The sequence below is a fragment of the Sphingobium lactosutens DS20 genome (assembly GCF_000445105.1).
Taxonomy (GTDB): Bacteria; Pseudomonadota; Alphaproteobacteria; order Sphingomonadales; family Sphingomonadaceae; genus Sphingobium; species Sphingobium lactosutens.
The window spans coordinates 102,127-127,395 of sequence record NZ_ATDP01000091.1; the positions used below are offsets into that span (position 1 = coordinate 102,127).

The 25,269-nt window shown below is 64.1% G+C and carries 30 protein-coding genes; 15 read left to right on the top strand and 15 right to left on the bottom strand.

Annotation, left to right across the window (positions count from 1 at the left end):
- The first annotated feature begins 37 nt into the window (after window positions 1-37).
- The 3 genes from RLDS_RS41685 (at window position 38) to RLDS_RS56005 (ending at window position 1,575) form a co-directional block, all read left to right on the top strand.
- Window positions 38-508: a copper chaperone PCu(A)C gene (locus RLDS_RS41685; protein WP_021226362.1), complete on the top strand. Its 471-nt coding sequence runs from the start codon at window positions 38-40 to the stop codon at window positions 506-508.
- Entirely contained in the window at window positions 505-969 is a 465-nt protein-coding gene (locus RLDS_RS41690) for a hypothetical protein (protein ID WP_021226363.1), read from the top strand. Before RLDS_RS41685 ends, RLDS_RS41690 begins: the two co-directional genes overlap by 4 nt.
- Window positions 970-1,245: 276 nt before the next feature.
- Complete coding sequence (locus tag RLDS_RS56005; RefSeq protein WP_152528054.1) at window positions 1,246-1,575, top strand: hypothetical protein; 330 nt, start codon at window positions 1,246-1,248, stop codon at window positions 1,573-1,575.
- 434 nt (window positions 1,576-2,009) lie between these two features.
- Here RLDS_RS56005 and RLDS_RS41695 read toward each other — a convergent pair whose 3' ends face one another.
- The 4 genes from RLDS_RS41695 to sdhC form a co-directional block, all read right to left on the bottom strand.
- The gene (locus tag RLDS_RS41695; protein ID WP_021226364.1) at window positions 2,010-2,501 is read right to left on the bottom strand and encodes a nucleoside deaminase; all 492 of its coding nucleotides are present in this window, start codon (window positions 2,499-2,501) and stop codon (window positions 2,010-2,012) included.
- A gap of 177 nt (window positions 2,502-2,678) precedes the next feature.
- Window positions 2,679-4,481, bottom strand: coding sequence for a succinate dehydrogenase flavoprotein subunit (gene sdhA / locus RLDS_RS41700; RefSeq protein ID WP_021226365.1), 1,803 nt, complete (start codon window positions 4,479-4,481; stop codon window positions 2,679-2,681).
- A complete protein-coding gene (sdhD, locus tag RLDS_RS41705) occupies window positions 4,481-4,870 on the bottom strand; it encodes a succinate dehydrogenase, hydrophobic membrane anchor protein (RefSeq protein WP_021226366.1) in 390 nt (129 codons plus the stop codon). Before sdhD ends, sdhA begins: the two co-directional genes overlap by 1 nt.
- Entirely contained in the window at window positions 4,870-5,268 is a 399-nt protein-coding gene (gene sdhC, locus RLDS_RS41710; RefSeq protein WP_021226367.1) for a succinate dehydrogenase, cytochrome b556 subunit, read from the bottom strand. Before sdhC ends, sdhD begins: the two co-directional genes overlap by 1 nt.
- 187 nt (window positions 5,269-5,455) lie before the next feature.
- On the opposite strand from sdhC, the gene RLDS_RS41715 reads away from it, so the two are divergent.
- The 3 genes from RLDS_RS41715 to RLDS_RS41725 are packed head-to-tail and all read left to right on the top strand — an operon-like array spanning window position 5,456 to window position 8,566.
- Entirely contained in the window at window positions 5,456-6,790 is a 1,335-nt protein-coding gene (locus RLDS_RS41715) for a methyl-accepting chemotaxis protein (protein WP_031298271.1), read from the top strand.
- Window positions 6,791-6,829: 39 nt separating this feature from the next.
- Complete coding sequence (locus tag RLDS_RS41720; protein WP_021226369.1) at window positions 6,830-7,831, top strand: 50S ribosomal protein L11 methyltransferase; 1,002 nt, start codon at window positions 6,830-6,832, stop codon at window positions 7,829-7,831.
- Between the two features lie 18 nt (window positions 7,832-7,849).
- Entirely contained in the window at window positions 7,850-8,566 is a 717-nt protein-coding gene (locus tag RLDS_RS41725; protein WP_021226370.1) for a dienelactone hydrolase family protein, read from the top strand.
- Between the two features lie 18 nt (window positions 8,567-8,584).
- Here RLDS_RS41725 and RLDS_RS41730 read toward each other — a convergent pair whose 3' ends face one another.
- Entirely contained in the window at window positions 8,585-9,715 is a 1,131-nt protein-coding gene (locus RLDS_RS41730) for a M14 family metallopeptidase (protein WP_021226371.1), read from the bottom strand.
- Complete coding sequence (locus tag RLDS_RS41735) at window positions 9,712-10,305, bottom strand: hypothetical protein (protein ID WP_021226372.1); 594 nt, start codon at window positions 10,303-10,305, stop codon at window positions 9,712-9,714. The genes RLDS_RS41730 and RLDS_RS41735 overlap by 4 nt, the downstream gene beginning before the upstream one ends.
- Window positions 10,306-10,506: 201 nt before the next feature.
- On the opposite strand from RLDS_RS41735, the gene ykgO reads away from it, so the two are divergent.
- On the top strand, window positions 10,507-10,632 hold the full coding sequence (gene ykgO, locus RLDS_RS41740; RefSeq protein WP_004210176.1) for a type B 50S ribosomal protein L36: 126 nt from the start codon (window positions 10,507-10,509) through the stop codon (window positions 10,630-10,632).
- A 143-nt stretch (window positions 10,633-10,775) separates the two neighbouring features.
- On the opposite strand, the gene pyk is transcribed toward ykgO, so the two are convergent.
- Window positions 10,776-12,242 (bottom strand): pyruvate kinase, encoded by a 1,467-nt coding sequence (pyk, locus tag RLDS_RS41745; RefSeq protein WP_021226373.1) that lies wholly within the window; start codon window positions 12,240-12,242, stop codon window positions 10,776-10,778.
- 116 nt (window positions 12,243-12,358) lie between these two features.
- Between pyk and RLDS_RS41750 the strand changes: the two genes are divergently transcribed.
- The 4 genes from RLDS_RS41750 (at window position 12,359) to ruvC (ending at window position 14,345) form a co-directional block, all read left to right on the top strand.
- Window positions 12,359-12,658: a DUF1244 domain-containing protein gene (locus tag RLDS_RS41750; RefSeq protein ID WP_021226374.1), complete on the top strand. Its 300-nt coding sequence runs from the start codon at window positions 12,359-12,361 to the stop codon at window positions 12,656-12,658.
- A 56-nt stretch (window positions 12,659-12,714) separates the two neighbouring features.
- Window positions 12,715-12,957 carry a DUF2312 domain-containing protein gene (locus RLDS_RS41755; RefSeq protein WP_009822273.1) on the top strand — a complete coding sequence of 81 codons (243 nt, stop codon included), beginning with the start codon at window positions 12,715-12,717 and terminating at the stop codon, window positions 12,955-12,957.
- A 112-nt stretch (window positions 12,958-13,069) separates the two neighbouring features.
- The gene (locus tag RLDS_RS41760; RefSeq protein ID WP_021226375.1) at window positions 13,070-13,813 is read left to right on the top strand and encodes a YebC/PmpR family DNA-binding transcriptional regulator; all 744 of its coding nucleotides are present in this window, start codon (window positions 13,070-13,072) and stop codon (window positions 13,811-13,813) included.
- Between the two features lie 40 nt (window positions 13,814-13,853).
- Window positions 13,854-14,345 carry a crossover junction endodeoxyribonuclease RuvC gene (ruvC, locus tag RLDS_RS41765; RefSeq protein WP_021226376.1) on the top strand — a complete coding sequence of 164 codons (492 nt, stop codon included), beginning with the start codon at window positions 13,854-13,856 and terminating at the stop codon, window positions 14,343-14,345.
- 33 nt (window positions 14,346-14,378) lie between these two features.
- Here ruvC and RLDS_RS41770 read toward each other — a convergent pair whose 3' ends face one another.
- Both RLDS_RS41770 and RLDS_RS41775 read right to left on the bottom strand, forming a co-directional pair.
- Entirely contained in the window at window positions 14,379-14,657 is a 279-nt protein-coding gene (locus RLDS_RS41770; RefSeq protein ID WP_021226377.1) for a DUF2218 domain-containing protein, read from the bottom strand.
- A 3-nt stretch (window positions 14,658-14,660) separates the two neighbouring features.
- Entirely contained in the window at window positions 14,661-15,299 is a 639-nt protein-coding gene (locus tag RLDS_RS41775; protein ID WP_021226378.1) for a PadR family transcriptional regulator, read from the bottom strand.
- Window positions 15,300-15,572: 273 nt separating this feature from the next.
- On the opposite strand from RLDS_RS41775, the gene RLDS_RS41780 reads away from it, so the two are divergent.
- The gene (locus RLDS_RS41780) at window positions 15,573-16,829 is read left to right on the top strand and encodes an HD-GYP domain-containing protein (RefSeq protein ID WP_021226379.1); all 1,257 of its coding nucleotides are present in this window, start codon (window positions 15,573-15,575) and stop codon (window positions 16,827-16,829) included.
- A 54-nt stretch (window positions 16,830-16,883) separates the two neighbouring features.
- Here the strand turns inward: RLDS_RS41780 and grpE are convergent, their stop codons facing one another.
- From grpE to RLDS_RS41795, 3 genes are read right to left on the bottom strand one after another with little or no spacing between them, the layout of a single operon-like run.
- The gene (gene grpE / locus RLDS_RS41785; protein WP_021226380.1) at window positions 16,884-17,438 is read right to left on the bottom strand and encodes a nucleotide exchange factor GrpE; all 555 of its coding nucleotides are present in this window, start codon (window positions 17,436-17,438) and stop codon (window positions 16,884-16,886) included.
- Window positions 17,435-18,478: a heat-inducible transcriptional repressor HrcA gene (gene hrcA, locus RLDS_RS41790; protein ID WP_021226381.1), complete on the bottom strand. Its 1,044-nt coding sequence runs from the start codon at window positions 18,476-18,478 to the stop codon at window positions 17,435-17,437. The genes grpE and hrcA overlap by 4 nt, the downstream gene beginning before the upstream one ends.
- Before the next feature lie 40 nt (window positions 18,479-18,518).
- Window positions 18,519-19,028, bottom strand: coding sequence for a DUF6438 domain-containing protein (locus tag RLDS_RS41795; protein ID WP_021226382.1), 510 nt, complete (start codon window positions 19,026-19,028; stop codon window positions 18,519-18,521).
- A gap of 146 nt (window positions 19,029-19,174) precedes the next feature.
- Between RLDS_RS41795 and rph the strand changes: the two genes are divergently transcribed.
- The 3 genes from rph to hemW all read left to right on the top strand — a co-directional run bounded on the left by rph (window position 19,175) and on the right by hemW (window position 21,915).
- Window positions 19,175-19,891 carry a ribonuclease PH gene (rph, locus tag RLDS_RS41800; protein ID WP_021226383.1) on the top strand — a complete coding sequence of 239 codons (717 nt, stop codon included), beginning with the start codon at window positions 19,175-19,177 and terminating at the stop codon, window positions 19,889-19,891.
- 118 nt (window positions 19,892-20,009) lie between these two features.
- Window positions 20,010-20,639 (top strand): RdgB/HAM1 family non-canonical purine NTP pyrophosphatase, encoded by a 630-nt coding sequence (gene rdgB, locus RLDS_RS41805; RefSeq protein ID WP_021226384.1) that lies wholly within the window; start codon window positions 20,010-20,012, stop codon window positions 20,637-20,639.
- A 94-nt stretch (window positions 20,640-20,733) separates the two neighbouring features.
- Entirely contained in the window at window positions 20,734-21,915 is a 1,182-nt protein-coding gene (gene hemW, locus RLDS_RS41810; protein WP_031298276.1) for a radical SAM family heme chaperone HemW, read from the top strand.
- A gap of 9 nt (window positions 21,916-21,924) precedes the next feature.
- Here the strand turns inward: hemW and RLDS_RS41815 are convergent, their stop codons facing one another.
- The 3 genes from RLDS_RS41815 to guaB form a co-directional block, all read right to left on the bottom strand.
- Window positions 21,925-22,443: a tetratricopeptide repeat protein gene (locus RLDS_RS41815; RefSeq protein WP_031298277.1), complete on the bottom strand. Its 519-nt coding sequence runs from the start codon at window positions 22,441-22,443 to the stop codon at window positions 21,925-21,927.
- 92 nt (window positions 22,444-22,535) lie between these two features.
- Complete coding sequence (locus RLDS_RS41820; RefSeq protein WP_021226387.1) at window positions 22,536-23,711, bottom strand: RsmB/NOP family class I SAM-dependent RNA methyltransferase; 1,176 nt, start codon at window positions 23,709-23,711, stop codon at window positions 22,536-22,538.
- 46 nt (window positions 23,712-23,757) lie between these two features.
- Window positions 23,758-25,215: an IMP dehydrogenase gene (guaB, locus tag RLDS_RS41825; RefSeq protein ID WP_021226388.1), complete on the bottom strand. Its 1,458-nt coding sequence runs from the start codon at window positions 25,213-25,215 to the stop codon at window positions 23,758-23,760.
- Between the last annotated feature and the right edge of the window lie 54 nt (window positions 25,216-25,269).

Consider the following 25,269-nt stretch of genomic DNA (forward strand, 5'->3'; position numbering starts at 1 on the left):
GCAACCGACCTGAAACAAGACAGACATGGAGTGAGAGATGCGTGGTCCCCTTGCCCTCATCGCGCTGGCAGCGCCACTGGCCCTGACCGCCTGCGGAGACCCCGCCCCCACTTATATCGACCAGGCCTGGGTGCGCCTGTCGCCCAACAAGGATCGCCCCTCGGCCGGCTATTTCGTCGCCCATGGCGGCGACAGCGCGACCCGGCTGCGCGGCGTGCTCACCGATTATGCGCTGAAGGTCGAGATGCACGAAAGCGTCGAGGACAATGGCGTCATGACGATGAAGCCGATCAACAGCGTGGACATTCCGGCCAAGGGCACGGTGACGTTCGCGCCGGGCGGCAAGCATCTGATGCTCTGGGGCGTCAACGACACCGCGATCAGCCGGGGCAAGATGCAACTGACCTTCCTGCTCGACAATGGCGACCGGCTGCTGGTCGACGCGGTGATCCGCAAACCGGAGGGTGCCGCCGCGACCCCGGCCCCGTCGGACAACAGTGCCAATTGACCAGCCGGCCGCTGACGCCGGGCGAAGTCGCGCTCGCCCGCCCACTGTTCGGCGCCGCGATCGACTATGCGCGCGTGCGCGTCCATGACCGCGCCTGGTGGCCGCTCCAGCCCCGGCGTGTCACCATGGCGCCCGATGGCGACCTGTGGTTCCACCCGCAAGGCGGCCTGTTCTGCGCCGATTTTTGCGACCAGCCCCTCCCTCTCCAGGCGCATTTCATCCACGAAATGACCCATGTCTGGCAGGCGCAGCGATCGGGCAAATGGTGGCTCCCGCTGATGCGCCATCCTTTTTGCCGCTATGATTATGCGATCGTGCCGGGCAAGCCCTTCGCGCGCTACGGCATTGAGCAACAGGCCGAAATCGTGAAACACGCCTTCCTGCTGCGTCAGGGCCGGACGGTAAAGGACAAGCCGGGGCTTGAGGTGTATGAGGCACTGCTGCCGTTCGCGACCGGGTGACGGCTTTTTATCGGGAGCACGCTCCCACCTCTTCCGTCACCCCACGCTGCCGCCGTCATGCTGGCATTTCTACCGTCCCGCTCCGCAATTCCACCGTCATCCCCGCATTTCCACCGTCATCCCCGCGCAGGCGGGGATCCATCTCCCGACACTGCACTAGGCACGACAACAGGAGACGGGCTCCCGTATCCGTGGGGCTGACAGAAGGGGTGGGAAGCGGACAGGTAACTTTTGTTTTGAATTGGATCAAATCTACCCTACAGTCATCGGAATTCAATGGTCGATGGCGAAATGAAGAAGACATTACTCGCGCTTGTTGGCTTATATGCCGCCCTAGTCGGTTTTGGCCTGTGGAAGTCATTGACCGCAACAAGTTATTATGGATCCGGATTTCTATTCAATTTTACGTTCCCGTTTTATCTTATTAATGAATACGCTCTTAGAATTTTCTTTTCACAAAGCTATTTTGATATGTTTTTAGGTCACGTTCATCGACCCTATTTGGCGGCACATGCAGCCTTAGCAATTTTGGATTTTTGCATTATCGCATATGCAGTTTTTATATTTCTGCGATTGAGCCGCCAGAAGCGCGATAACAACGTCTAAAGCTGGGAACCCATAACGCTTGGTTCACCGTCCAAAAATGGTCCCTTCCAGACCATCCTCCCCTGTAAGGGGAGGTGGCTGGCCGTAGGCCAGACGGAGGGGTGTCCCGCTCTCGACAGGGTGACACCCCTCCACCCACTTCGTGGTCCCCCTCCCCTTGCAGGGGAGGATTTGACCGTCGCTCTTGGTCGATACCGGACGGACCCACAGCCACCCGTCTCCCGGCAAATATCTGTCCTATTCCCGTCTTTTCCGCTTCATCCTTGGCGATGCGCCCGCAGCCCATTCCACCCGTCAATCCCCTACACCAACGCCCTGTTGGACGTGTCGCTTCCTGGTCGCCTCGCAGGCGCTTGGTGGTCGCGTCATGGTCGCTTCGGGCCGAAAAGGCCCGACGACACTGTGAACTTCGCACCCGTCTCGCGGCGCGCCGATCAGATATTGCCCTGAAGCTCCTCAGGCACGTCATCGTCGGGACCGAAATAGAGCGACGCGCACGCGTCTTTCAGGCACCCGCCCTCCAGCGTCAGGTCGTCGCGCCAGGCGTCGGCGATGAAGTCCATCGTGTCGAGGTGGCGGTCCTCGAAATACATGGCGTGGACATCGTCGCGCCCGGCGCCATAGACGATGCGGCCAATCTTGGTCCAGATCGACGCCATGGTGCACATGCCGCACGGCTGGAGCGTCGAATAGAGCGTCGCCCCGCGCAAATCCATGTCGCCATGGACCTGCCCCGCCGCGCGGAAGGCCATCATTTCGGCATGCGCGGTCGCATCGCACCGTTCCTCGGTTTCGTTGACGCCCTGCGCCAGCACCGCGCCGTCGAGCACGATGATCGCAGCGATCGGCGTGTCCTGCGGCGAACTACCCTTGCTGCGCGCAAGGTCGATCGCGCGTTGCATCCATTTGCTGTCGGTTTCGTCCATGCCGGTCCCTTCCGCCCTGTGGCGCCTTCCCGGCATGGACGTTTGGGATCGGCGCGCGTTCCCCGCTTGCGGCGACAAGGCAAGAGCGCCGCCCGGATCAACCGGTCGGCGCTTCCCCCAAACAAAAAGGGCGGACCCGCCGGCCCGCCCTTTTCCTTCAACCTGTCTTCGCGGTCTTTAGTAAACCCGCGCCTTGGGCTTGATATAGTCCGCTTCGTCGGTGAGCGTATAGTCGTGGACCGGACGATAATCGAGGCTGACCTTGCCGCCCTTGCCGCCCCAGCCGTCGAACCAGCTGATCGTGTGCTTCATCCAGTTTTCATCGTCGCGGTTGGGGAAATCCTCATGCGCATGCGCGCCACGGCTTTCCTTGCGGTTTTCCGCGCTGACCATGGTGCAGACCGCCGACGACATCAGATTGTCGAGTTCCAGCGTCTCGATGAGGTCGGTGTTCCAGATCAGCGAGCGGTCGGCGACGGACACGTCCTCCATCCGCTTGTTGACCTGCGCCATCTTCTGGACGCCCTCGGCCAGCAATTCATTGTCGCGGAACACGGCGGCATGCTTCTGCATGGTGTGCTGCATTTCCAGACGGATCGCGGCAGTGGGCGATCCGCCCTTGGCATTGCGATATGTGTCGAGGCGCGACAAAGCCAGATCGGCCGCATCCTTGGGCAGCGGCTTGTGGCTGCCATTGGGCTTCAATGTGTCCTTGAGGTGCAGGCCGGTTGCGCGGCCGAACACGACAAGGTCAATGAGGCTGTTGGAGCCAAGGCGGTTCGCGCCATGCACCGATACGCAGGCCGCTTCGCCCACGGCATAGAGGCCCGGCACGACGACTTCGGGATCGTCGCCGACCTTCGTCACCACCTGCCCATGATAGTTACACGGAATGCCGCCCATATTGTAGTGGACGGTCGGCGTCACCGGCAGCGGCTGGCGGGTGAGGTCGACGCCCGCGAAGATCTTGCCGCTCTCGGTAATGCCGGGCAGGCGTTCGGCCAGCACCTTGGGATCGATATGATCGAGGTGCAGGAAGATATGGTCCTTGTTGGGACCAACGCCGCGCCCTTCGCGCATTTCCATCGCCATGGAGCGCGACACGACGTCGCGGCTCGCCAGATCCTTGGCCGACGGGGCATAGCGTTCCATGAAACGCTCGCCTTCGCTGTTGGTGAGGTAGCCGCCCTCGCCGCGCGCGCCTTCGGTGATGAGCACGCCCGCGCCATAGATGCCGGTCGGGTGGAACTGCACGAATTCCAGATCCTGGAGCGGCAGGCCGGCGCGCAGCACCATGCCGCCGCCGTCGCCGGTGCAGCTATGCGCCGACGTGGCCGAGAAATAGGCGCGGCCATAGCCGCCCGTCGCCAGCACGACCGCATGGGCGCGGAAGCGGTGGATGGAGCCATCCTCCATGCAGATGGCGATGACGCCCCGGCATTCTCCATTTTCCATGATCAGGTCGATGGCGAAATATTCGATGTAGAAATCCGCGTCATATTTCAGCGACTGCTGATACAGCGCGTGCAGCATCGCGTGGCCGGTGCGGTCGGCCGCGGCGCAGGTGCGCTGCACCGGCGGGCCTTCGCCCATATTCTGCATGTGACCGCCGAAGGGACGCTGGTAGATCGTCCCATTCTCGTTGCGGCTGAACGGCACGCCGGCGTGTTCCAGCTCGATGACCGCGGCAGGCGCTTCGCGCACCATATATTCGATCGCGTCCTGGTCGCCCAGCCAGTCCGACCCCTTGACGGTGTCGTACATGTGCCAGGTCCAGTGGTCCGGGCTGTTGTTGCCAAGGCTCGCAGCGATGCCGCCCTGCGCCGCGACCGTGTGGCTGCGGGTCGGGAACAGCTTGGTGATGCAGGCGGTCTTCAGGCCCGCTTCGGCGCTGCCCATGGTGGCGCGCAGGCCCGAACCGCCCGCGCCGACCACCACAGTGTCATAGGTGTGATCGATGATCTTGTAGGCTTCGGTCATTATTCGGCAGTCCCCGTGAAGGCGATCTTGGCGATCGCGAAGATGCCGGCGGCCGCGCCGCCAATGGCATAGAAGTTGAGGAGCAGGATGCAGAGGAAATTGAGGCCCTTGTCATGGACATAATCCTCCAGCATCACCTGCATGCCCAGGCGCAGGTGCCAGAAAATGCTGACCAGCATCAGCATCATCGGCACCGCGACCAGCGGGTTGGCGATCCAGCCGACCACGCTGTCATAATCCAGGCCCGGCAGGCTGATAAGGCTGAACAGCAGCCACAGCACCAGCAGCAGATTGCCGACGGCGGTATAGCGCTGCGCCAGCCAGTGATGTGCGCCTTCCTTGGCGGAGCCGAGACCGCGAACGCGGCCGATACCAGTGCCCGTGCCCATCAGAACGCCTTTCCAAAGAAGATATAGGACCAGAAGAGGATGGTCAGGACCGCGCCAGCCAGGAAAACGCCGATCGACCAGCTCTTGTTGGTGCGCAGCTCATAACCCGCCCCCATGTCGAGGACGAAATGGCGCAAGCCGGAGCAAAGATGCTGAAAGAAGAACCAGCTAAGCCCGATCATCACCAGATAGCCGATGGGCGATGTCGCGCAATTGACGAAGGTCGCATAGGCTTCCGGGCCGATCGCGGCGGCCATCAGCCACCAGACCAGGCCCAGCGCGCCGACCGTGGCCAGGCCATTGCCCGTCACGCGGTGCATGATGGAAACGGCCATGTGCGGGCCCCATTTCCAGATCGTCAAATGCGGCGAGAGCGGCCGGCTGGTGGTTCGCGCCATGTCTACCCTTGTCCCTGATCTTGTGCTCGAGTCCCGTCCCCTTAAGAGCGAAGTGCGACAAGGGCAAGCCGCGCCAGCGCGGGAAAGCCTGCACTTTGGGGGCGGTCTGTCATAAGAAGTGATTAACCAAAGGCAGCTAAGGGTGATGCCAGTTCATCCTTCACCAGACCAGCAAGGGCACTCATCCATGCCGTCGACCGTATCTGCTGCTACCCTGAACCCCGAACTGATGGCGGAAATCGACGCCAGCGGTGACGTGGCGCGCGCCGCGCAGGAAATCGGCCAGCTGATCGAGGCGGACATACCCAAGGTCGGTGAGGCCTTTTTCACCTCCTACATGCGCGACACCGGGCTGGATCAGCGACTGGGCAGCGCGATCGTGGAGCGGATCCGGACCGAGGCGCGGCACTATGTCGAACAGAAGCTGCTGCATTTTCGGCAGGGCGACTGGGCGCGATCGGCCGCCAACTGCGTGCGCCATGCGCGCAAGCATGACGTGTCGGTCCGGGCGGTCATCACCGCAGTCGCCAGCGCCAACGAAACCATCCTGGATCTGCTGTGGGAGCGGTGCGCCGACGATCCGGGGCGCGCGCGCCGGTTGCACCGGGCGATGTTGCAGATTGCGATGCTCGATTCGGGCGTCATGAGCAATGTGCTGGCCAATGATCAGGCCGAAGCGCAGAAATCCGAACGGCAACGCTATGGCCTGTTGTTCGAACAGCGGATCATGGGGGAAATCGACGGCGCGACGAAGCTGGGCGAATCGCTGCGCGAACAGGCCAAGGATGCATCGGCCGCGACCCGTGGCATGCTCGGCAAGGCGTCGGAAGTCGCCGCCGCCGCCGAACAATCGGCGCTGGCGATGCGCGAAGCCGCGCGCACTTCCGCTGGCCTCATCCGCGCGATCGAGGACGCACGTACGGAAGTCGAGGGCGCCGCGGACGTGGCGCAGCGCGCCGCACAGCAATCGGGCGACGCGGTCAGCATGTCGGCCACTTTGTCGGAACATGCCAAGTCGATCGAATCGATCCTGGGCCTCATCCGCGACATCGCCGGCCAGACCAACCTCCTGGCGCTCAACGCCACCATCGAAGCGGCGCGCGCCGGGGACGCCGGGCGCGGTTTTGCGGTCGTGGCGCAGGAGGTCAAGAGCCTCGCCAACCAGACCGCGCGCGCGACCGACGAGATCGCGAGCAAGATCGCCGACATCCAGAATTCGGCGCGCCAGTCGGTCGAAACCAACGAGCGTATCCGCGACACGGTCGGCGAGGTTCAGGCCAGCGCCGATCGCATCCGTCACGCCATGGACGCGCAGGCGCAGACGGTGACGATGATCACCGCTGCGGTCGATGAAACCGCGCTCGCCGCCGACTCCATGTCCAGCACCATTTCCGCGATCCGCCAGGATACGGAAATCGTCGCCTCGGAAATCGACCAGCTGGAACGCGGCTTCATGAGCGTGGAGGGCAAATTGGCCGGGCTGCGCAATGCGTCGTCCGACTTTGGGCGGCAGGTCGCCTGACGCTTCCCCTGCTTGCCCTGCTGGAGTAAGGCCGGCGGCATGAATGATGCCGTCGCCGCGCCAGCCGGGCAAAGCTGGAAAGTCACCCTGCCCTGCACCCGCGCCGAAGCCGAGGCACTGGACGGCGACATCGCCGCCTTCGCCCTGATGGACCGCCCGCCGGTGCTGATGACCAGCGAGGCCAGCCCCGACGACGAGGATCAGTGGCAGCTGGACGCCTATTTCGAAGGCAAGCCCAGCGCCGCCGCCGTCAAGCTGCTGAAGACGCTGGTGCCCAGCGCCAGCCGGACCAAGCCGGCGATAGAGCAGCTGCCCGATGAGGAATGGGTGACGATCAGCCAGCAGGGACTGGAGGCCGTCACCGCCGGCCGCTTCCACGTCCGCAATCTGGCCAGCGATCCGGAAGCACCGGGCCATGTCAATCTGCTGATCGAGGCCAGCCGCGCCTTTGGCACCGGCCAGCATGAAACCACCGCCGGATGCCTCGCCATGCTGGACCGGATGCGGCGCGTGGGCATGCGATACCGCAACGTCGCCGACATCGGCACCGGCACGGGGCTGCTTGCCTTCGCCGCGCTGAACCTCTGGCCGCGCGCCCATGCCATCGCTTCGGATATCGATCCGGTCGCGGTGGAAATCAGCGCCGACAATGCCCATGCCAATGGCGTCATGCTGGGCAGCGGCGCCGGGCAATTGGCGCTGGTGACGGCGGCCGGGGCGGATCATGCCGCGATCATCGGCCGCGCGCCCTATGACCTGCTGATCGCTAACATCCTGGCCGGTCCGCTAATCGAACTCGCGCCGTCCTTGTGCGCCCTGGTCGAGGATGGCGGCACGATCGTTCTGGCAGGGCTGCTGAACGGCCAGGCTGATGCTGTCCTGGCGGCCTATCGCGCGCAGGGCATGCGCCTCGCTGAACGCAGCGACCGTGGCGACTGGCCGACATTGCGGCTGCGCAAACGGCCCCGTATCGGCTGGAAGAGGCCGCAACGACTGCGAGCGAACGCGCGCGGCGAAGCCCCCGGTTTTGGCAGCATTTAGACCCTCAAGGAGACGATCATGACCATCCTGCGCGAACCGCTGGTTCATCAGATCGACGGAGAGCCGTTCGAGCATATGGTCGTCGCCGATGCCAAGGCCGGTCCGCGCCCGGGCATTCTGCTCTTCCCCAATGTGCTCGGCACCAAGGAAGCGGATGTCGCCTATGCGCAGAAACTGGCGGAGCTTGGCTACAGCCTGCTGGTGGTCGACCTGTATGGACAGGGCAAGCGCACGACCCGGGCCGAGCCGGATGCGGCTCGCTACATGAATGCGCTGCGCGCCGACCGCGCCCTGCTGCGCAACAGGCTCAATGCGGCACATATGGTGCTCAAGGGTCTGGACGTGGTGGACGCGGGCCGGACGGCGGCGATCGGCTTCTGCTTTGGCGGCCTGTGCGTCCTCGACCTGGCGCGCAGCGGCGCGGACATTGCGGGCGGGGTCAGCTTCCATGGCGTCTATGACCCGCCGCCCTTCCCCAATGCCGCCATCAGCGCAAAACTGCTCGTCTGCCATGGCTGGGACGATCCGATCGCCCCGCCCGATGCAACTGTGGGGCTTGCCCGTGAACTGACGCAAGCCGGATGCGACTGGCAGATCCATGCTTATGGCCACACCGGGCATGCCTTCACCGACGAATCGGCTAACATGCCGGACAAAGGCCTGGCCTATAGCCCCGCCGCAGACCGGCGGAGCTTCCAGGCGATGACGAATTTCCTGTCCGAGCTGTTCGGCTGACGCGCCAACGCGCAGCCGTCACAGATCGTCGATCATCTCCGCCAGCACCGCCAGGCAATCCTTGGCCAATTGCATCGACCGGGCCGGCGACCAGCCATAATCGGCGTCGGGCAGGTCGTCATTATCCTTGAAGGGCATTTCCAGCGTCATGGCCACCGCCCCGAACCGTTCGGCCACCTGATTGGTGGACATGGACAGATTGGCCTTGCCCGCACCGGCCACCGGATAGCCTAGCCGCGTCTGAAAATCGGGCGTGCGCTGCGCCAGCGTGTCACGGTAGCGATGATAGAGCTGCGACTGGCGCTCGGTGATGGAGGGAATGCCGTCAAAGCCCGCGATGAAAACGGCGGGTATCGCCTCGTCGCCATGGACATCCATCGCGAAATGGACGCCGCTTTCATCCATGGCGTTGCGCACCAGCAACACCTCCGGGCTTCGCTCCGCGCTGGGCTCGTGCCATTCGCGGTTGAGGTTGACGCCCGCCGCATTGGTGCGCAGATGCCCGCGCCGGCTGCCGTCGGGATTCATGTTGGGGACGAGATGGATCGTCGCCTTCTGCCGCAACAGGCGCGCGACGGCGTCTTCTTCGTCGCACAATCGCTCCAGTGCGCCTTCCATCCACCATTGCGCCATGGTTTCACCCGGATGCTGACGGGCATAAAGCCAAACCTGCCTGGGACCATCGCCCAGCGTCAGCATATCCATCGGTTGCCCGTCCAGCGTCAGACCCAATTCACGATGAACGACGCCCGGCTGCCCCGCCGCCCAGGCGATCAGGTCATGATGGCGCTCCATCGAATAGGGCGCGAAATAGGCTATCCACACGGCATTGCTATCGGGCGTCAGACGGATGGTGAGCGTGCCGTCGGCGTAGCTGGTGTCGGCAAGAAACCAGTTTTCGCGATCTTCGCTGACCCTGGCGCAATAGCCGGGCCAGCCATCGGGATAGGCCGACCGCGCGCCATTGACGATGGCCAGTTCCACATCCTGCCCGGCCGCATTGGCTAGGCGGAAATGAAACCATTGGTAGAAATCGCTCTGGTGATCGGTGACAATCTCCAGTTCGGCGCGGGGGCCTGACGCTGTGTCGGTGATGGAAAGGACGCGAATGTTGCTGCTATCGAAAGCGCTGGAAATGCTGATGCTCATTTGACCGTTATAGTGCGACCGGATTCACCGGGATAGCCCCTGATCAACGCACTGGCGAGCTTCTGCGCGGCGGCGGCGGGCTGCGATTCGGGCGATCCCTGTTTGCCTTCGGTATAGGCGCGCCCTTCCCAGATGGTTGTCGAATCGGAACGCCGACGCAATTGCACCTGCAATTCGGTCGTCACAATATCCTTGGGTTTGCCGGACAGGTTGATGCCCACGCCGAGCCCCAGGCCGGAGTAGCCGCCGCTGCCGATTCCGCCGCCGACGCCAACCGACACAGGCTTGCCGCTGCGATCTATGCCGCCCGGCCGGAAGCTGCGGCGAAAGTTGACGAGCGCGACATATTCGCTGCTGGCACCGGCCGAAACGGGCGAAAATCCGACCTGCGCGAACTGCTGCTGCACCGACGCGGCATAGGTCCGAAATTCCAGGCTGACGTCGGGATTGCCGGGCATTTCCTCGACAGCGATCGTGCCGGATCGCGCCGGACTGTCGATGTGGAAACGCGTCACCTCCACTGGCGGTACGGTCGCGCAGGCTGCGAGTGGCAGGGCCAGGATGACGGCGATCAGGGGACGCTTCGACATGACTTCACTCCAACAGGCATTTGCCGGACACACGGCGCGACGGACATAATTCCTTCTCAACGCGTGAAGCCACCAAGTTGCTGCATGAACGATGAACAGGGGTAAAAATGGGCGCATCGCGCTTGACTTTGCGCCTTCCGACCCATAGGGGCAGCGCTTCGAAATTCAGACCGAAACCAGATTCATCGAAGGCCGACTGCCATGAAGATCCGCAACTCGCTCAAGTCGCTCAAGGGCCGCCACCGGGATAACCGCGTGATCCGTCGTCGCGGCCGCACCTATGTCATCAACAAGACGAACCGTCGTTTCAAGGCTCGCCAGGGCTGAACGACGACCGCCGCTTCGTCAGGGAAGCAGCGTAGCCAAATATGAAAGGCGCCCGGTCGATGACCGGGCGCCTTTTCTCGTAGGCAAAGCGTATGGCAAGGCAGGCCCGGCAAGAGGGATTCCCTCTCGCCGAACCCCGCGCCTCAGAAGGATGGCGATTCGTCGCGCCCCTTAAGCTCGTCGCCGCGAATGGCCGCGACATGCAGGACGTTGGTCGATCCCGGCGTGCCAAATGGAACGCCCGCCAGGACGACGATCTTGCCGCCTTTTTCCGACATGCCATGGCGCAGCGCCATGCGCCGGGCCTTGCCGATCATCTCTTCGAAATTGCCGATATCCTTGGTGCGGACGGCGTGGACGCCCCAGGTCAGGCCCAGCTTGCGCGCCGTGTCCGATCGCGGCGTCAGCGCCAGGATGGACGCCGATGGCCGTTCGCGTGCGACCCGGCGCACGGTGCTGCCCGATGAGGTGAAGCAGGTGATGGCGCTCGCGCCCATGACCGACACGATGCTGCTCGCCGCTTCCGCCAGCGCGTCGGCCGTCGTCGGGTCGGGCCGCGTCTCGGTGAAATGCAGTCGCGCCAGATAGCCCGGATCGCGCTCGACGCTATGGGCGATACTGTCCATCATCGTCACCGCTTCGACCGGCCAGTCGCCCGCCGCCGTTTCGGCCGACAACATGATCGCGTCTGCGCCATCATAGACTGCGGTGGCGACGTCGGACACTTCGGCGCGGGTCGGCGATGGCGACTTGATCATCGATTCGAGCATCTGGGTCGCAACGACAACCGGCCGTCCCAGCGTGCGCGCGGTGGCGACGATCTGCTTTTGCAGCGGCGGCACGGCCTGCGGCGGCAATTCGACGCCCAAGTCGCCGCGCGCCACCATCACGCCATCGGCCAGTTCGATAATCTCCTCCAGCCGCTGCACGGCGGAGGGCTTTTCGATCTTGGCCATGAGCGCGCCATGACCGCCCATCAGTTTGCGCGCTTCGGCCAGATCCTCCGGCCGCTGCACGAAGCTGAGCGCGATCCAGTCGCACCCTTGCTCCACCGCGAAGCTGAGGTCGCGGCGGTCCTTGTCCGTCAGCGCGGGCACCGGCACGACGACGTCGGGCACATTGACGCCCTTGCGGTTAGACAGGGTGCCGCCGACTTCGACGATGGTGTCGATGCGATCGTCGCTGACCGCCTTCACCCGCAGGACCAGCTTGCCATCGTCGAGCAGCAGCCGCGTCTCGGGCACCAAAGCCGCGTAGATTTCGGGATGCGGCAGATTGACGCGGAGCGCGTCGCCGGGCGTTTCATCCCGGTCAAGGACGAAGGCTGCGCCCTTTTCCAGGATCGCCAGCCCCTTTTCGAAGGTGCCGACGCGCAGCTTTGGCCCCTGAAGATCGCCCAGGATGGTGGTCGGCCGGTTGAATTCCTTTTCCAGCGCGCGGATCGCGGCGATGCGGGCCGCATGATCCTCATGCGCGCCATGGCTCATATTGATGCGGAAGGCGTCGGCCCCGGCGACGAACAGCGCCCGGATCATTTCGGGCGTATCGCTCGCGGGGCCAAGGGTCGCGAGAATGCGCACCTTTCGCGAGCGGGGCGGTAACTTAGTCATGTCTTCTCCTGACCGTCATGATCGCGCCGGGCCTGACCCTTGGCCTTGCCAGCGCGTCGTTATGGGTTATCCGTGCTGCACGACAGGATGATGTAGTTTCAGCGAAAGGATCGCCGATGGCCGACACCATACTCACCGATGCGGTTGCCGCAACCGCCTTCCGTCGCCTGGTGGCGCATTTGCAGCATCGGACCGACGTCCAGAATATCGACCTGATGGGGACGGCAGGCTTCTGCCGCAACTGCCTGGCCGACTGGGTGGCGCAGGCGCATGGCGACCTGACCCGCGATCAGGCGCGCGAGATCATTCACGGCATGCCATTCGACCAATGGAAGGCGCAGCATCAGGTCGAAGCGACGCCCGACCAGATCGCAAAGATGCAGGAGAGTGTGGCGAAGAACGCCGACACCCATTAGAGGCGGGCGCCAATCCGATTCTATCGGCCGATTCACACTCACATACGGAGAACCCCATGAGCGAGGGCAACGTCGCCGCTGACCAGCTACGCCTTTTCATCGAGCGCATCGAGCGGCTGGAAGAGGAAAAGAAGGGCATCGGCGACGACATCAAGGATGTCTATCTGGAGGCGAAGGCAAACGGATATGACGGCAAGATCATGCGCCAGATCGTCCGCCTGCGGAAGATGCAGCCGCACGATCGGCAGGAAATGGAAGCCATCCTGCAGACCTATCTGGCCGCGCTCGGCATGGAATGACGTGTCGACTGGCGTTGGTGCTTGATGGCGCGAGCGCCTGCGACATTGCAGGATCGGGGCGCAATCGTTAGAGAGCGCGCCTTGGATCACAGATAATATCGGGAGAAAGGCCGTGGCCGGCCATTCCAAATTCAAGAACATCATGCATCGCAAGGGCGCGCAGGACAAGAAACGGTCCTCGATGTTCTCCAAGCTGAGCCGCGAAATCACCGTCGCGGCCAAGATGGGCATGCCCGACCCGGACATGAACCCGCGCCTTCGCCTGGCCGTCAATGCCGCCAAGGCGCAGTCCATGCCCAAGGACAATATCCAGCGCGCGATCGACAAGGCGTCGGGCGGCGACACGGATAATTACGAGGAAGTGCGCTACGAGGGCTATGGCCCCGGCGGCGTCGCCATCATCGTCGAAGCGCTGACCGACAATCGCAATCGCACCGCGACCAACGTCCGCACCGCCTTTTCTAAAAATGGCGGCAATCTCGGCGCGTCGGGCGCGGTGAGCCATGGCTTCGAACGGCTTGGCCTCATCACCTATCCGGCGAGCGCAGGCGATGCCGACGCGGTGTTCGAAGCCGCGCTGGAAGCGGGCGCGGATGATGTGTCCTCCAACGAGGACGAGCATGAAATCTGGACCGCGATGGACGCGCTGCATGAAGTCGCCAAGGCGCTGGAAGCGAAGCTGGGTGAAGCGGACAGCGCCAAGCTCGCTTGGCGACCGACGACCACCGTCGAAGTCGATGAAAGCAATGCCGGCACGCTGATGAAGCTGGTCGACACGCTGGAAGATGATGATGACGTCCAGACCGTCTGGGGCAATTATGAAGTGTCGGATGACGTGATGGAGAAGCTGGGCTGAGACGCCCGGCTACCGTCCTTATCCGACCATTTCTGACATCATGATTCTGCTCGGCCTTGATCCTGGCCTGGGCACCACGGGATGGGGCTTGATTGCGGCTGACGGCAATCGCCTCACCCATATCGGCAATGGTCAGATCAAGACCGATGCCGATATGGCGCTGGCGACCCGATTGCTGGCGATTGACCTGGCACTGACCGACCTGATCCTGGAGCATCGTCCCGACGGCGCGGCGGTCGAGGAAGTGTTCGTCAACGTCAATCCGCAATCGACATTGAAGCTGGGCCAGGCGCGCGGCGTGGTCCTGCTCGCCGCATCGCGATCGGGCATGGAGGTGGGGGAATATGCCGCCCGGCTGGTCAAGAAGTCGGTCGTGGGCGTAGGCAATGCATCCAAGGATCAGGTCCATGCGATGGTGCAACGGCTGTTGCCCGGCGCCAAAATCGCAGGACCCGATGCAGCCGATGCGCTGGCCGTCGCCATCACCCACGCCCATCATCTGGCGAGCGCGCGGCGCATTCCCAAGGGATGAGGCATGGGGCGGAGCAACGCTCCGCCCCAGTTTTTATTGCCAGTTGAAAGGTAGCGGCGCTTCGCGGAAGGCGAAACGATCGAGATGATCGGCGACGACCTGCTTGAAGCGGTCGACATCGGCATCTGGATTGGGCGCCAGGGATACGAGCAGCGCTTCGGGCTGCGCTTCCATGTGGATCGATCCCATCGGAAAGGCGATATCGCCCTTGTCCGCGTCAAACTGAACCTCGAACTTGTGGCTCCAATGTTTGCACAGTTGCTGAAGATAGCGGCTGGCGTTGGTGGTGGGGACGGTTGCGGTAATGGTCATGGGTCAGAGCCTTTCGATCTTGCTGGCGGCTTCGTCGATCAGGGCGGCGACATCGAACATGGTCTGGTTGTCGGCCCCTTCTTTTTCCAGTCGTTGCTGGATGGCAAAACGCAGATTGTGCATGGCGCGGCGAACGGGCGCCGGGTCGACGCGCTCGGCCTTTCGAGCCAGATGGGCCAGCCGCTCCATCGCCCGATCCAGCGCAGCCCTATCTTCCGCGATCTTGGCGCGGCCAGCGTCGGTGATGGCGAAGCGCTTGCGGCTTCCCTCGCCCGGTTGCTCCGCGATGAGTTCCATGTCGGACAGCAGGGTCAGCGTCGGGTAGACGACCCCAGGACTGGGCGCATAGACCTCGCCCGACAGCGCCTCGATCGCACGGATCAGTTCATAACCGTGGCGCGGTTCGTCGGCGATCAGCTTGAGCAGGATCAGCCGCAGCGCGTCATTGTCGAACAGGCGGCGGCCACGGCCGCCACGGCCGCCGCCGCGCGGGCTGTCATCGCCGAAGGGATCAGGGCCAAACGCGTCGCCGCCGAACCCGCCGCGCGCGGCGCTAAGTCCAGCAGCGAAAGCGACAGCTGCGCGAGGATGATTGAAACCGCCGCGATGGCGGCGGTGAGAGTGGGATGTTGGAAAACGCATCAAGAACCTTTCATGTTTCCAGATATTCTAAGATATATCTCGATACATGTCATGGTCAAGATTGCATTGCAAATTTGCCAGCGCAAAGGCCGTTCTGGCTGGGTCATTAAAGAAATTTTGATCGGTCATGCGCCAAGATAAGAGGGAGGGGGGAGAGATGATGATTGTTTGCGCAGCCCTATGGATGGCGGATGATGCGTGGGATACGCCACCCGTTCGCGCATTGATTAGATTTATCCTCGCGCACCATAATTCGCATCGGAGCCGTCGCTGATGCGCAAATCCATCCGGCGCGACCAGCTGCGGCTCGGCATGTTCATCCACAGTTTCAAAGGATCCTGGTTCAAGCATCCCTTCTGGCGGGCGCGTTTCCTGCTGGAGAATGACGAGGACCTGGCGACCGTACTGGATAGCGAAATCGAGCAGTTGATCATTGACACCGACAGGGGCGTCGATGTGGAGGAGCGCCAAGCGTCCGCCCCGCCCCGGTCTGGCTCAGCACCTGTGCCTGAGCGTCCAGCGAAAGCGCCGCAGCGCGTGCGCGCTACGCCGTTGCGGCAGGACGACAGCCATGAAGTGGCGCGGATCGAAGCGACGCGTGTCACGAATCGGTCGAAAAAGGTGATGCGCGAGATTTTCGATTCGGCGCGGCTCGGCAAGGCGGTGCAATGCGCGTCGGTGACGGCCGTAGTCGCGGACGTCACCAACATGATCGAGAAGAATCGCCAGGCTTTCCTAAAAGTGCTGCGCCTCAAGTCGAAGGACGAATACACCTATCTCCATTCGGTCGCCGTATGTGCGTTGATGATTAACCTCGGCAGGCAGCTGAAGCTGGACGAGGCCGCCATCGCGGACCTTGGCACGGCCGGCCTGTTGCACGACATCGGCAAGATGCTGGTGCCAGCCGATGTGCTGAACAAGCCCGGCCGGCTGACGGCTGAGGAGTTCGCGATCATCCAGACCCATGCCGAACGCGGGTCACAGCTGCTGGAGGAGATCGGCGCCGTGCCCGCCTTGGCGCAGGACGTATGCCGTCATCATCATGAGAAGATGGACGGGACCGGCTATCCATCGCGTCTGCCCGGCGCGCAGATCAGCTTGGCGGCGCGCATGGGCGCGATTTGTGACGTCTATGACGCGCTCACATCCAATCGCATTTATAAGGAGGCTTGGACCCCGGTCGAGGCGATCACCCGGATGCGGAACTGGGAGGGGCATTTCGACCCTGCCCTGATGTTCCGCTTCATGCAGAGCATCGACACCTTTCCCGTAGGTATGGTCGTGCGGCTGCGATCGAACCGGCTGGGGGTAGTGCTGGACAATGGCCGGCGCGCATCGCGGCCCAAGGTGCTCGCCTTCTATTCGACTCGCGACCAGGAATGGATCGACAAGGACATCGTCGTCATCGGCGAAAGCCTGTCCCGCGACGCAATCCTGGAGGAGGTCGATCCGGCCCATTGGGGTATCGAACGCGCTGCGATCGATCGGATAATGGAGGCGGAAGCGCCTCGGCCCAAGCTGGCGGGTTGAGTCGCCGACGACAAAAGGGCCTCCCCTAACCTGCGAAACAGAAGACCCATCGCGTCAGTCAGGCTTTTTGGCGACGCTGACCATAGCCGGGCGCAGCAGGCGATCCTTGATCATATAGCCCGCCTGCATTTCAACGAGGATGGTGCCAGGCTCCGCATCGGCAGACGGGACTTCCATCATCGCCTGATGCTTGTTGGGATCGAGCGGCTGGCCCACGGATTCCAATTTGGTGATGCCATTGCGGCCGAACACGCTCTCAAGCTCGCGCCCAGTCGCTTCCAGGCCGACGACCAGACCCTTGAACTTTTCATCCTCGCGCAGGTCGGCGGGAATGGCCGCAAGGGCGCGGGTCAGGTTATCGGCCACCGACAGCATGTCGCGGGCAAAGGCCGTGGCGGCATAGGCGCGCGCGTCGGCCAGTTCCTTTTCGAGCCGGCGCCGCACATTCTGCGTGTCGGCATGGGCGTAGAGAATATCCTGCTTCGCGGTCGCCAGCTCCGCTTCCAGCGCGGCGATGCGATCGGCCGTTGCGTCGCCGGCAGGCGCGCCGTCTTCGGGCAGGGCATCGACGACTTCGGTATTTTCCAAATTCTGATTATCTTCGCTCATCTCATCAATCTCGATAGCGTCTGTGCAGTGAAGTCCACCATGGGGATCACCCGCGCATAGTTCAAGCGCGTGGGGCCGATCACGCCGACCACGCCGACGACCCGGCCATCCGCGCCACGATAGGGTGCGGCTATGACGGAAGACCCCGACAGGGAAAAGAGCTTGTTTTCCGAACCGATGAAGATTTTGGTCGCGCTGCCGGCCAGCGCGCCGCGCAGCAGGTCCATAATTTCCTGCTTGCCTTCCAGTTGCTCCAGCAATTGGCGTGCACGCTCCAGGTCGGCGGCGGTGCTTTCATCAATCAGGCGGGACTGGCCTCGCACGATCAGTACCGGACGGTCATCCGCGTCATGCGACCAGGTGGCGATGCCGCGCTCCACCAAATCGCGCGCCGCCCGATCGAGCGCGCCACGATCCGCCTCCATCTCGCGCCGCAATGCATCGCCCGCTTCGCGCAGGGTGAGCCCGGCAAAGCGCGCGGACATGAAATTGGCCGCTTCGTTGAGCATGACCGGGCTGACGCCATCGGGCAGGTCGAGCACGCGGTTTTCGACCGACCCATCCTGTCCGACCAGCACGGCGAGCGCCTGACGGGCGTTTAGCGGCACGAAGCCGAACTGGCGCAGCACCGGCTCGCGCTTTGGCACCATAACGATGCCCGCGCAGGCGGACAGGCCGCTCAAGGTTGCGGTGGCGGCGGACAGGGCCTCTTCGATCGGGCCGTTTTCCGTGATGCCCGCCTCGATCGCGCGGCGTTCCTCGATGGAGGGTTCAGCCGCCTGCATCATGCCGTCGACGAACAGGCGAAGGCCCGTTTCGGTGGGCATCCGACCGGCCGATGTATGGGGCGCGGCGAGCAGCCCCAATTCCTCCAAATCCTGCATGACATTGCGGATGGAGGCGGGCGACAGGCTCAAGGACGCCATCTTGCTGATCGTGCGCGATCCCACGGGCAGGCCAGTGCCGAGATAGCTTTCCACCACCAGGCGGAAAACATCGCGCGCGCGATCATTCAATTCGGAAACCGGTATGACCGACATGGTCCTTATTTAGGCGAGGCGGCCGCGCCGCTCAAGATCGTCACGGCGTTACCGCGCGCGGATTGAGCATGCGCTCCACGTCCAATATTTTGGGCACGGACGCGATAGCGACGCGCAGCTTGCCATAGCGCGCGTCCATGCAGCCCGACTGGAATTCCAGTTTCGTCGTGTCCTGGCCAGGCCGACTCCACTCGACCTTATAGGCCGGCAGGTCGGTGGCGAAGGTATCGCAATTTTCCCCATGGGCGATGCGCTGCGTCGTGCCGGTCGCGGGGCGATGCGGCGCAAGCGTGGAGACCAGCCGGCGATATTGCGCGCTGGACAAAGTGAAGCGGGTCGCGCCGGGAACGGATGTGTTGCGTTCCGGCTCCAGCAGGCCGGACCCATCGGGCGACACCTGCACCGTATAGGTCGGGCACGCGCCGAAACAGCGACCAGCCGTGAAGCGGATCACATCGCCGGGCGCCTTTGGCGGTTCCAGCCCTTCCCTCTCCATCGTGCAGCCCGCCAACAGAATCAGGCCGGCGGCCATCATGTTTTTCGTCGTCATGCCCCCTCATATCGTCCAAATGACGCGCTGGACACTGGCAAGTCGCGCTGTCGGGCGCTAAGCGGCGCTGCAAGTGCGCTTTCTGGCGCATCGGCGGCGCCGCCCCGGCTGGGCGCGCCGACCTGATCCTTGCAAGGAGATTATTTATGCGTCCTTCCGGCCGCGCGCCCGACCAGATGCGCGACATCACCATGGAGCCAGGCTTCACCATCCATGCCGAGGGCAGCTGCCTGGTCAGCTTCGGCGATACGCGCGTGCTGTGCACCGCGTCGGTCGAGGAAAAGGTGCCGCCCTTCCTGCGTGGCAAGGGTTCGGGCTGGGTCACGGCCGAATATGGCATGCTGCCCCGCGCCACCCATACGCGCGGCAGCCGTGAGGCGGCCAAGGGCAAGCAGTCGGGGCGGACGCAGGAAATCCAGCGCCTGATCGGCCGATCGCTGCGCACCGTGGTTGACCTCAAAGCCCTGGGCGAACGGCAGATCGTGGTCGATTGCGACGTAATCCAGGCCGATGGCGGCACGCGCACGGCGGCGATCTCGGGCAGTTGGGTTGCGCTGCGCATCGCGGTGGACAAGCTGATGGCCAGCGGCGCGCTGAGCCAGGACCCTATCATCCAGAAGGTCGCGGCGATCAGCTGTGGCATCTACAATGGCACGCCGGTGCTGGACCTCGACTATGCCGAGGACAGCAATGCCGAAACCGACGCGAACCTGATCCTGACCGGTGACGGCAAGTTTGCCGAAGTACAGGCGACGGCCGAAGGCGCGGCCTATGACGAGGAAGAACTGCTCCGCCTGCTTCGGCTCGCACGGATCGGCTGCGCCAAGATCTTCGCGGCGCAGGACGCGGCCACGGGGCGGTGATGCATCAAAATGGTTAAATACTGTGCTCCTGCGAAGGCAGGAGCCTAGGGTCGATGACGGTGACTTCGCACTCTGGGCTCCTGCTTCCGCAGGAGCACATCAGGTAAGGTCACAATATATGTCAGACGATTTCGGACAGGAACAGGCGATCCGCAAGCTTGCCCCGGGCAAGCTAGTGATCGCCAGCCATAATGCGGGCAAGGTGCGCGAGATTGCGGCGCTGCTTGGCCCCTATGGCATCGAGCCGATTTCGGCTGGAAGCCTGGACCTGCCCGAACCGGAGGAGACCGGCACCACCTTTATCGCCAATGCCGAGTTGAAGGCGATGCAGGCGGCGGACCTTTCCGGCCTGCCCGCTCTTGCCGACGACAGTGGCCTGTGCGTCGAGGCGCTGGGCGGCGACCCGGGGCTGTTTTCGGCGCGCTGGGCTGGTCCAGACAAGGATTTTGGCCTAGCTATGCAAAAGGTCTGGGACGGGATCGAGGCCAAGGGCCCGGAGGCGGGGCATGACGCGCATTTCGTTTGCGCGCTGGCGCTCGCCTGGCCGGACGGTCATGTCGAAGCGTTCGAAGGCCGGGTCGATGGCACGATCATCTGGCCTCCGCGCGGAGACAAGGGCTTTGGCTATGACCCGATGTTCCAGCCCCACGGGTATGACATCAGCTTCGGCGAAATGGACCCGGACGCCAAGCACGCCATGAGCCACCGCGCCCACGCCTTCGCACAACTGGTGAAGGCAGTGTTCTGACGCCTCTTTGCGGCGGCTTTCCTTGCGCAAGATCGATGTGCCGGTGCCGCGCCAAGCTGGCCCCGGCGCGCAATCCCCGCTAAGGGCGGCGGAGATGCCCGATAGCTGCCTTCTTTCCCATGACAATCCTCCGACCGCCGAGCCCTTGGCCCTTTATATCCATTGGCCCTTCTGCGTGTCCAAATGCCCCTATTGCGACTTTAACAGCCATGTGCGCGAGGGCGTTGATGTCGATGCGTGGCGCGGGGCGCTGCTGGCGGATATGGCGCATGAGGCGGCGTTGACCGGCGGACGGGCGCTGACGTCGATCTTTTTTGGCGGCGGCACGCCATCGCTGATGCCGCCCGCTCTGGTCGCCGACCTGATCTCGGCCGCGGACCGCCACTGGGGCCTGGCGCCCGACATTGAGATCACGCTGGAGGCCAATCCCAATTCGGTCGAAGCGGCGCGTTTTGCCGATCTGGCCACCGCCGGCGTGAACCGCGTTTCCCTGGGGCTTCAGGCGCTCGATGATCAGGCTCTGCATTTTCTGGGCCGCGCGCATGACGTCGACGAAGGACTGGCGGCGCTCGCTACCGCGCAGCGCGTGTTCGATCGGGTGAGCTTTGACCTCATCTATGCGCGGCCGGGCCAGAGCGAGGCGGATTGGGAGGCAGAGCTGACGCGTGCGCTGGGCTATGGCACCGGGCATTTGTCGCTCTATCAGCTGACGATCGAGCCGGGTACGCGCTTTGCGACGCTGGTGGCGCAGGGCAAGCTCGCTCCGGCCGACCCCGACCATGGCGCAACCCTCTATGAGCTGACCCAGGCGATGGCGGGCGCGGCGGGCATTCCGGCCTATGAGATCAGCAATCATGCCCGACCGGGTCAGGAAAGCCGACACAACCTCACCTATTGGCGCTATGGCGACTATGCCGGCATCGGCCCGGGTGCGCATGGCCGGCGGACCGGCCAAGCCACGGTGCGCCACAAGAAGCCGGAAAACTGGATGAACGCCGTCGCGCGTAACGGCCATGGCGCGCAGAACGAAGACCCGCTGGCGGGCGAGGATCGGGCACGCGAGGCGCTGCTGATGGGGCTGCGGCTGCGCGAAGGCGTCGACCTTGACCGCATCGTGGCACTGTCGGGCATTGCGCGCACGCGGCTGGTGGACGGCCGGGCGATGACGCGACTGATCGAGTTAGGGCTGATCGACCGACAGGACAGCCGGATACAGGTCACGCCCGCCGGCATGTTGCTGCTGGACGCGATCCTGCCGGAAATCGTGACGGTCTGACCCGCCTGATCAGGGCTGCTCGGTCGTCTTTGCCTCGGGCGAGGGCACTGCATCCTTGCTGGTCATGGCAACGGCTGGCGGCCCCTTCTGGACGGCGGCGGCCAAGTCCCCGACGGGTGCGCAATCGGTCTTGCAGAGCTTTTGCGCCTGCGCCAGCACTTCCTTGGCGCGTGCGACCGCGCCCTTTTCCATCATCGCCTCGCCCTGTCCCGCAAGGGCAACGACATCGGTCGGGTCGAGCAGCAAGGCTTCCTTGTACAGCCGGATCGCCTTGCCCTGCAGCCCCTGCGCCCGCGCGACTTCAGCGAGCGCGACATAAGCGGCGCGGTTGCGCGGATCGACCGCCAGCGCGCTTTCCAGCGCATCGGTCGCGCCTTCCAGATTGCCCGCCTTGCGCGCCGCCTCTCCCGCTTTCTGCCACTCGATCGACTGGGGAGTGATCTGGCTGTCCGGCCGTTGGCTGAAGCCCACGCTGGACACAGTGGTCAGCAAGGCGGCAAGCGCGATCGAGGCGGGGGTGAAACGCATTATCTTCTCCAGCCATGTTTCAGGCGATGATTGCAGGCTCTGGTCCAAGGGCCAAGTGTCGCGAACTTGCACGGCTTTGTCCATGGGATGATTTATGCCGGTCGGCAAAGCTGCGCGAAGAAGAAGCCGTCGCTGCCATCATGCTCCGGCGTCAGCAGCACGCCTCCGCCATGCGCCCGCCCGACCGGCACGTCGACCGGTTCGACGATCCAGCCTTCGTGACGAGCCAGAAATGCCGCCACCTGATCGCGTCCCTCGCGATCGACCAGCGCGCAGGTTGCGTAGACCAGCAGCCCACCCGGCCGCACCAGCGGCGCGGCAAAATCGAGGATACGCGCCTGTTCCGCCACCAGCCGCTCCAGCCGCGCCGGGGTCAGCCGCCAGCGCGCTTCGGGATTGCGCCGCCAGGTTCCCGTGCCCGAACAGGGCGCATCCACCAGCACCACATCCGCCTGCCCCTGCAAATGCGCAAGCCCGCGTGCCTCATGCGCCTGATCCAGCAGCAATGTGTCGATGAATGTCGCGCCGGCGCGCTGCGCCCTGGGTTCCAGCCGCGCCAGGCGCGATCGGATGGTGTCGGCCGCGATCAGCCTGCCCTGCCCCGCCATCGCAGCGGCCAGCGCCAGCGTCTTGCCGCCCGCCCCGGCGCACAGATCGACGACCGTCATGCCGGGCCGGGCCTCGCACGCCGCTGCAATCCACTGGCTGCCAGCATCCTGCACTTCGACAAGGCCGTCCTTCCACGCTGGATGCTGCTCGACCGGCGAGCCTTCGGGCAGACGCAGCGCGTCGGGCAGTCGGGGAACGGCAATAGCGTCGGGGAATAAAGGCGCGACCTGGGCGGGCGCGGCCTTGAGGCGATTGACGCGCACATCGACAGGGGCGCGGCCCAGCAGCGCGTCCTGCTCGACCGGCGCGGCGAGCAACGGCTGGAGCCAAGCGGGCACGGCGCTTGCCGGCGCTCCCGGTTCGCCCGGCTCGATCGGCAGCGGCGCGTGTGGCGACCCATCGAACAGGGCTGCAAGGGCCGGCTGGTCCTGCGCCAGGCCGATCATCGCCGCGCGGCCCGACTCCGGCCGTTCGGCCGCGCGGCGGATCGCGTCATAGACGTGGTCGCGCACGGCGCGACGATCACGCGACCCGGCATAACGCCGTTCCTTGAAATAGCGGGCGATCAGCGTATCGGCGGCCGGACCGCCATCGCGCGCGGAGGCGATGATCGCGTCCAGCAGGTCGATTGCGGCCTGTACGCGGGCGGATGGGGTCACAGGTGCCTGCCCCTTCCCTTGAGGTTGGCCGTCGGCCTTTCAGCCATCAGCGCGTCGGATAATTGGGGGCTTCGCGGGTGATGGTGACGTCATGGACATGGCTTTCCGACAGCCCTGCATTGGTGATCTGCACGAAGCGGGCACGCTGCTGCAAATCCTTGATCGTGCGGCTGCCGGTATAGCCCATCGCCGCCTTGACGCCGCCAACCAGCTGATGGATCACATCCTTCGCCGGCCCCTTGAACGGCACCTGGCCTTCAATCCCTTCGGGCACCAGCTTCATCTGGTCCTTGATATCCGCCTGGAAATAGCGGTCGGCGCTGCCGCGCGCCATGGCGCCCACGCTGCCCATACCGCGATAGCTTTTATAGGCGCGCCCCTGATAGAGGAAGGTTTCGCCGGGCGCTTCGGCCGTGCCAGCGAGCAGCGATCCCACCATGACGCAGCCCGCGCCCGCCGCCAGCGCCTTGGCGACGTCGCCCGACGTGCGCAGTCCGCCATCGGCGATCACCGGAACGCCGTGCCTGGCGGCTTCTTCCGCCGAGTCCATGACGGCCGTGAGTTGGGGCACGCCGACCCCGGCGACGACGCGGGTGGTGCAGATGGAGCCGGGACCAATGCCGACCTTCACGCAATCCGCACCCGCGCCGATCAGCGCCTTGGTTGCTTCGGCTGTGGCGACATTGCCGGCGACCACCTGAACATGGTTGGACAGTTTCTTAACCGCTTCGACGGCGGCCGACACCTGCTTGCTGTGACCATGCGCGGTGTCGATGACGATGAGGTCGCACTCCGCGTCGATCAGCGCCTTGCTACGCTCCAGCCCGGTGTCCCCGACCGTCGAGGCGGCGGCGACGCGCAGGCGGCCCGAACCATCCTTCGTCGCCTGCGGATAGGTCACGGCCTTTTCGATATCCTTGACGGTGATGAGGCCCACGCAATGATAGGCCTCGTCCACGACGAGCAGCTTTTCGATCCGGCGCTGGTGCAGCAGCCGTTGCGCCTCATCCTGGCTGACACCCGCCTTGACCGTGGCAAGATTGTCCTTGGTCATGAGTTCGCTCACCGGCTGCGCGGGATTTTCAGCGAACCGCACGTCGCGATGGGTCAGAATGCCGACCAGCTTGCCCGATTCCTCGACCACCGGAATGCCGCTGATCTTGTGCCGCTGCATCAGCATCTGCGCGTCGGCCAGCGTCGCGGTGGGCAGGATGGTGATGGGATTGACGACCATGCCGCTTTCGAACCGCTTGACCGCGCGAACGGCATCCGCCTGCTCCTCGACCGTCAGATTGCGGTGCAGCACGCCGATGCCGCCCAGCTGCGCCATGACGATCGCCATGTCGGCTTCCGTCACCGTATCCATGGCCGACGAGAGGATCGGGATATTGAGCTTGATGCCGCGCGTGACCTGCGTGCTGGTATCGGCCTGGCTCGGCAACACATCAGATTCGGCGGGCTGCAACAGCACGTCGTCAAAGGTGAGGCCAAGGCGGATGTCCATGTGAAAGCCACTTTCTGCTGGGGGACGGCGGGCGCGTCCCATGGGGATTCGTGG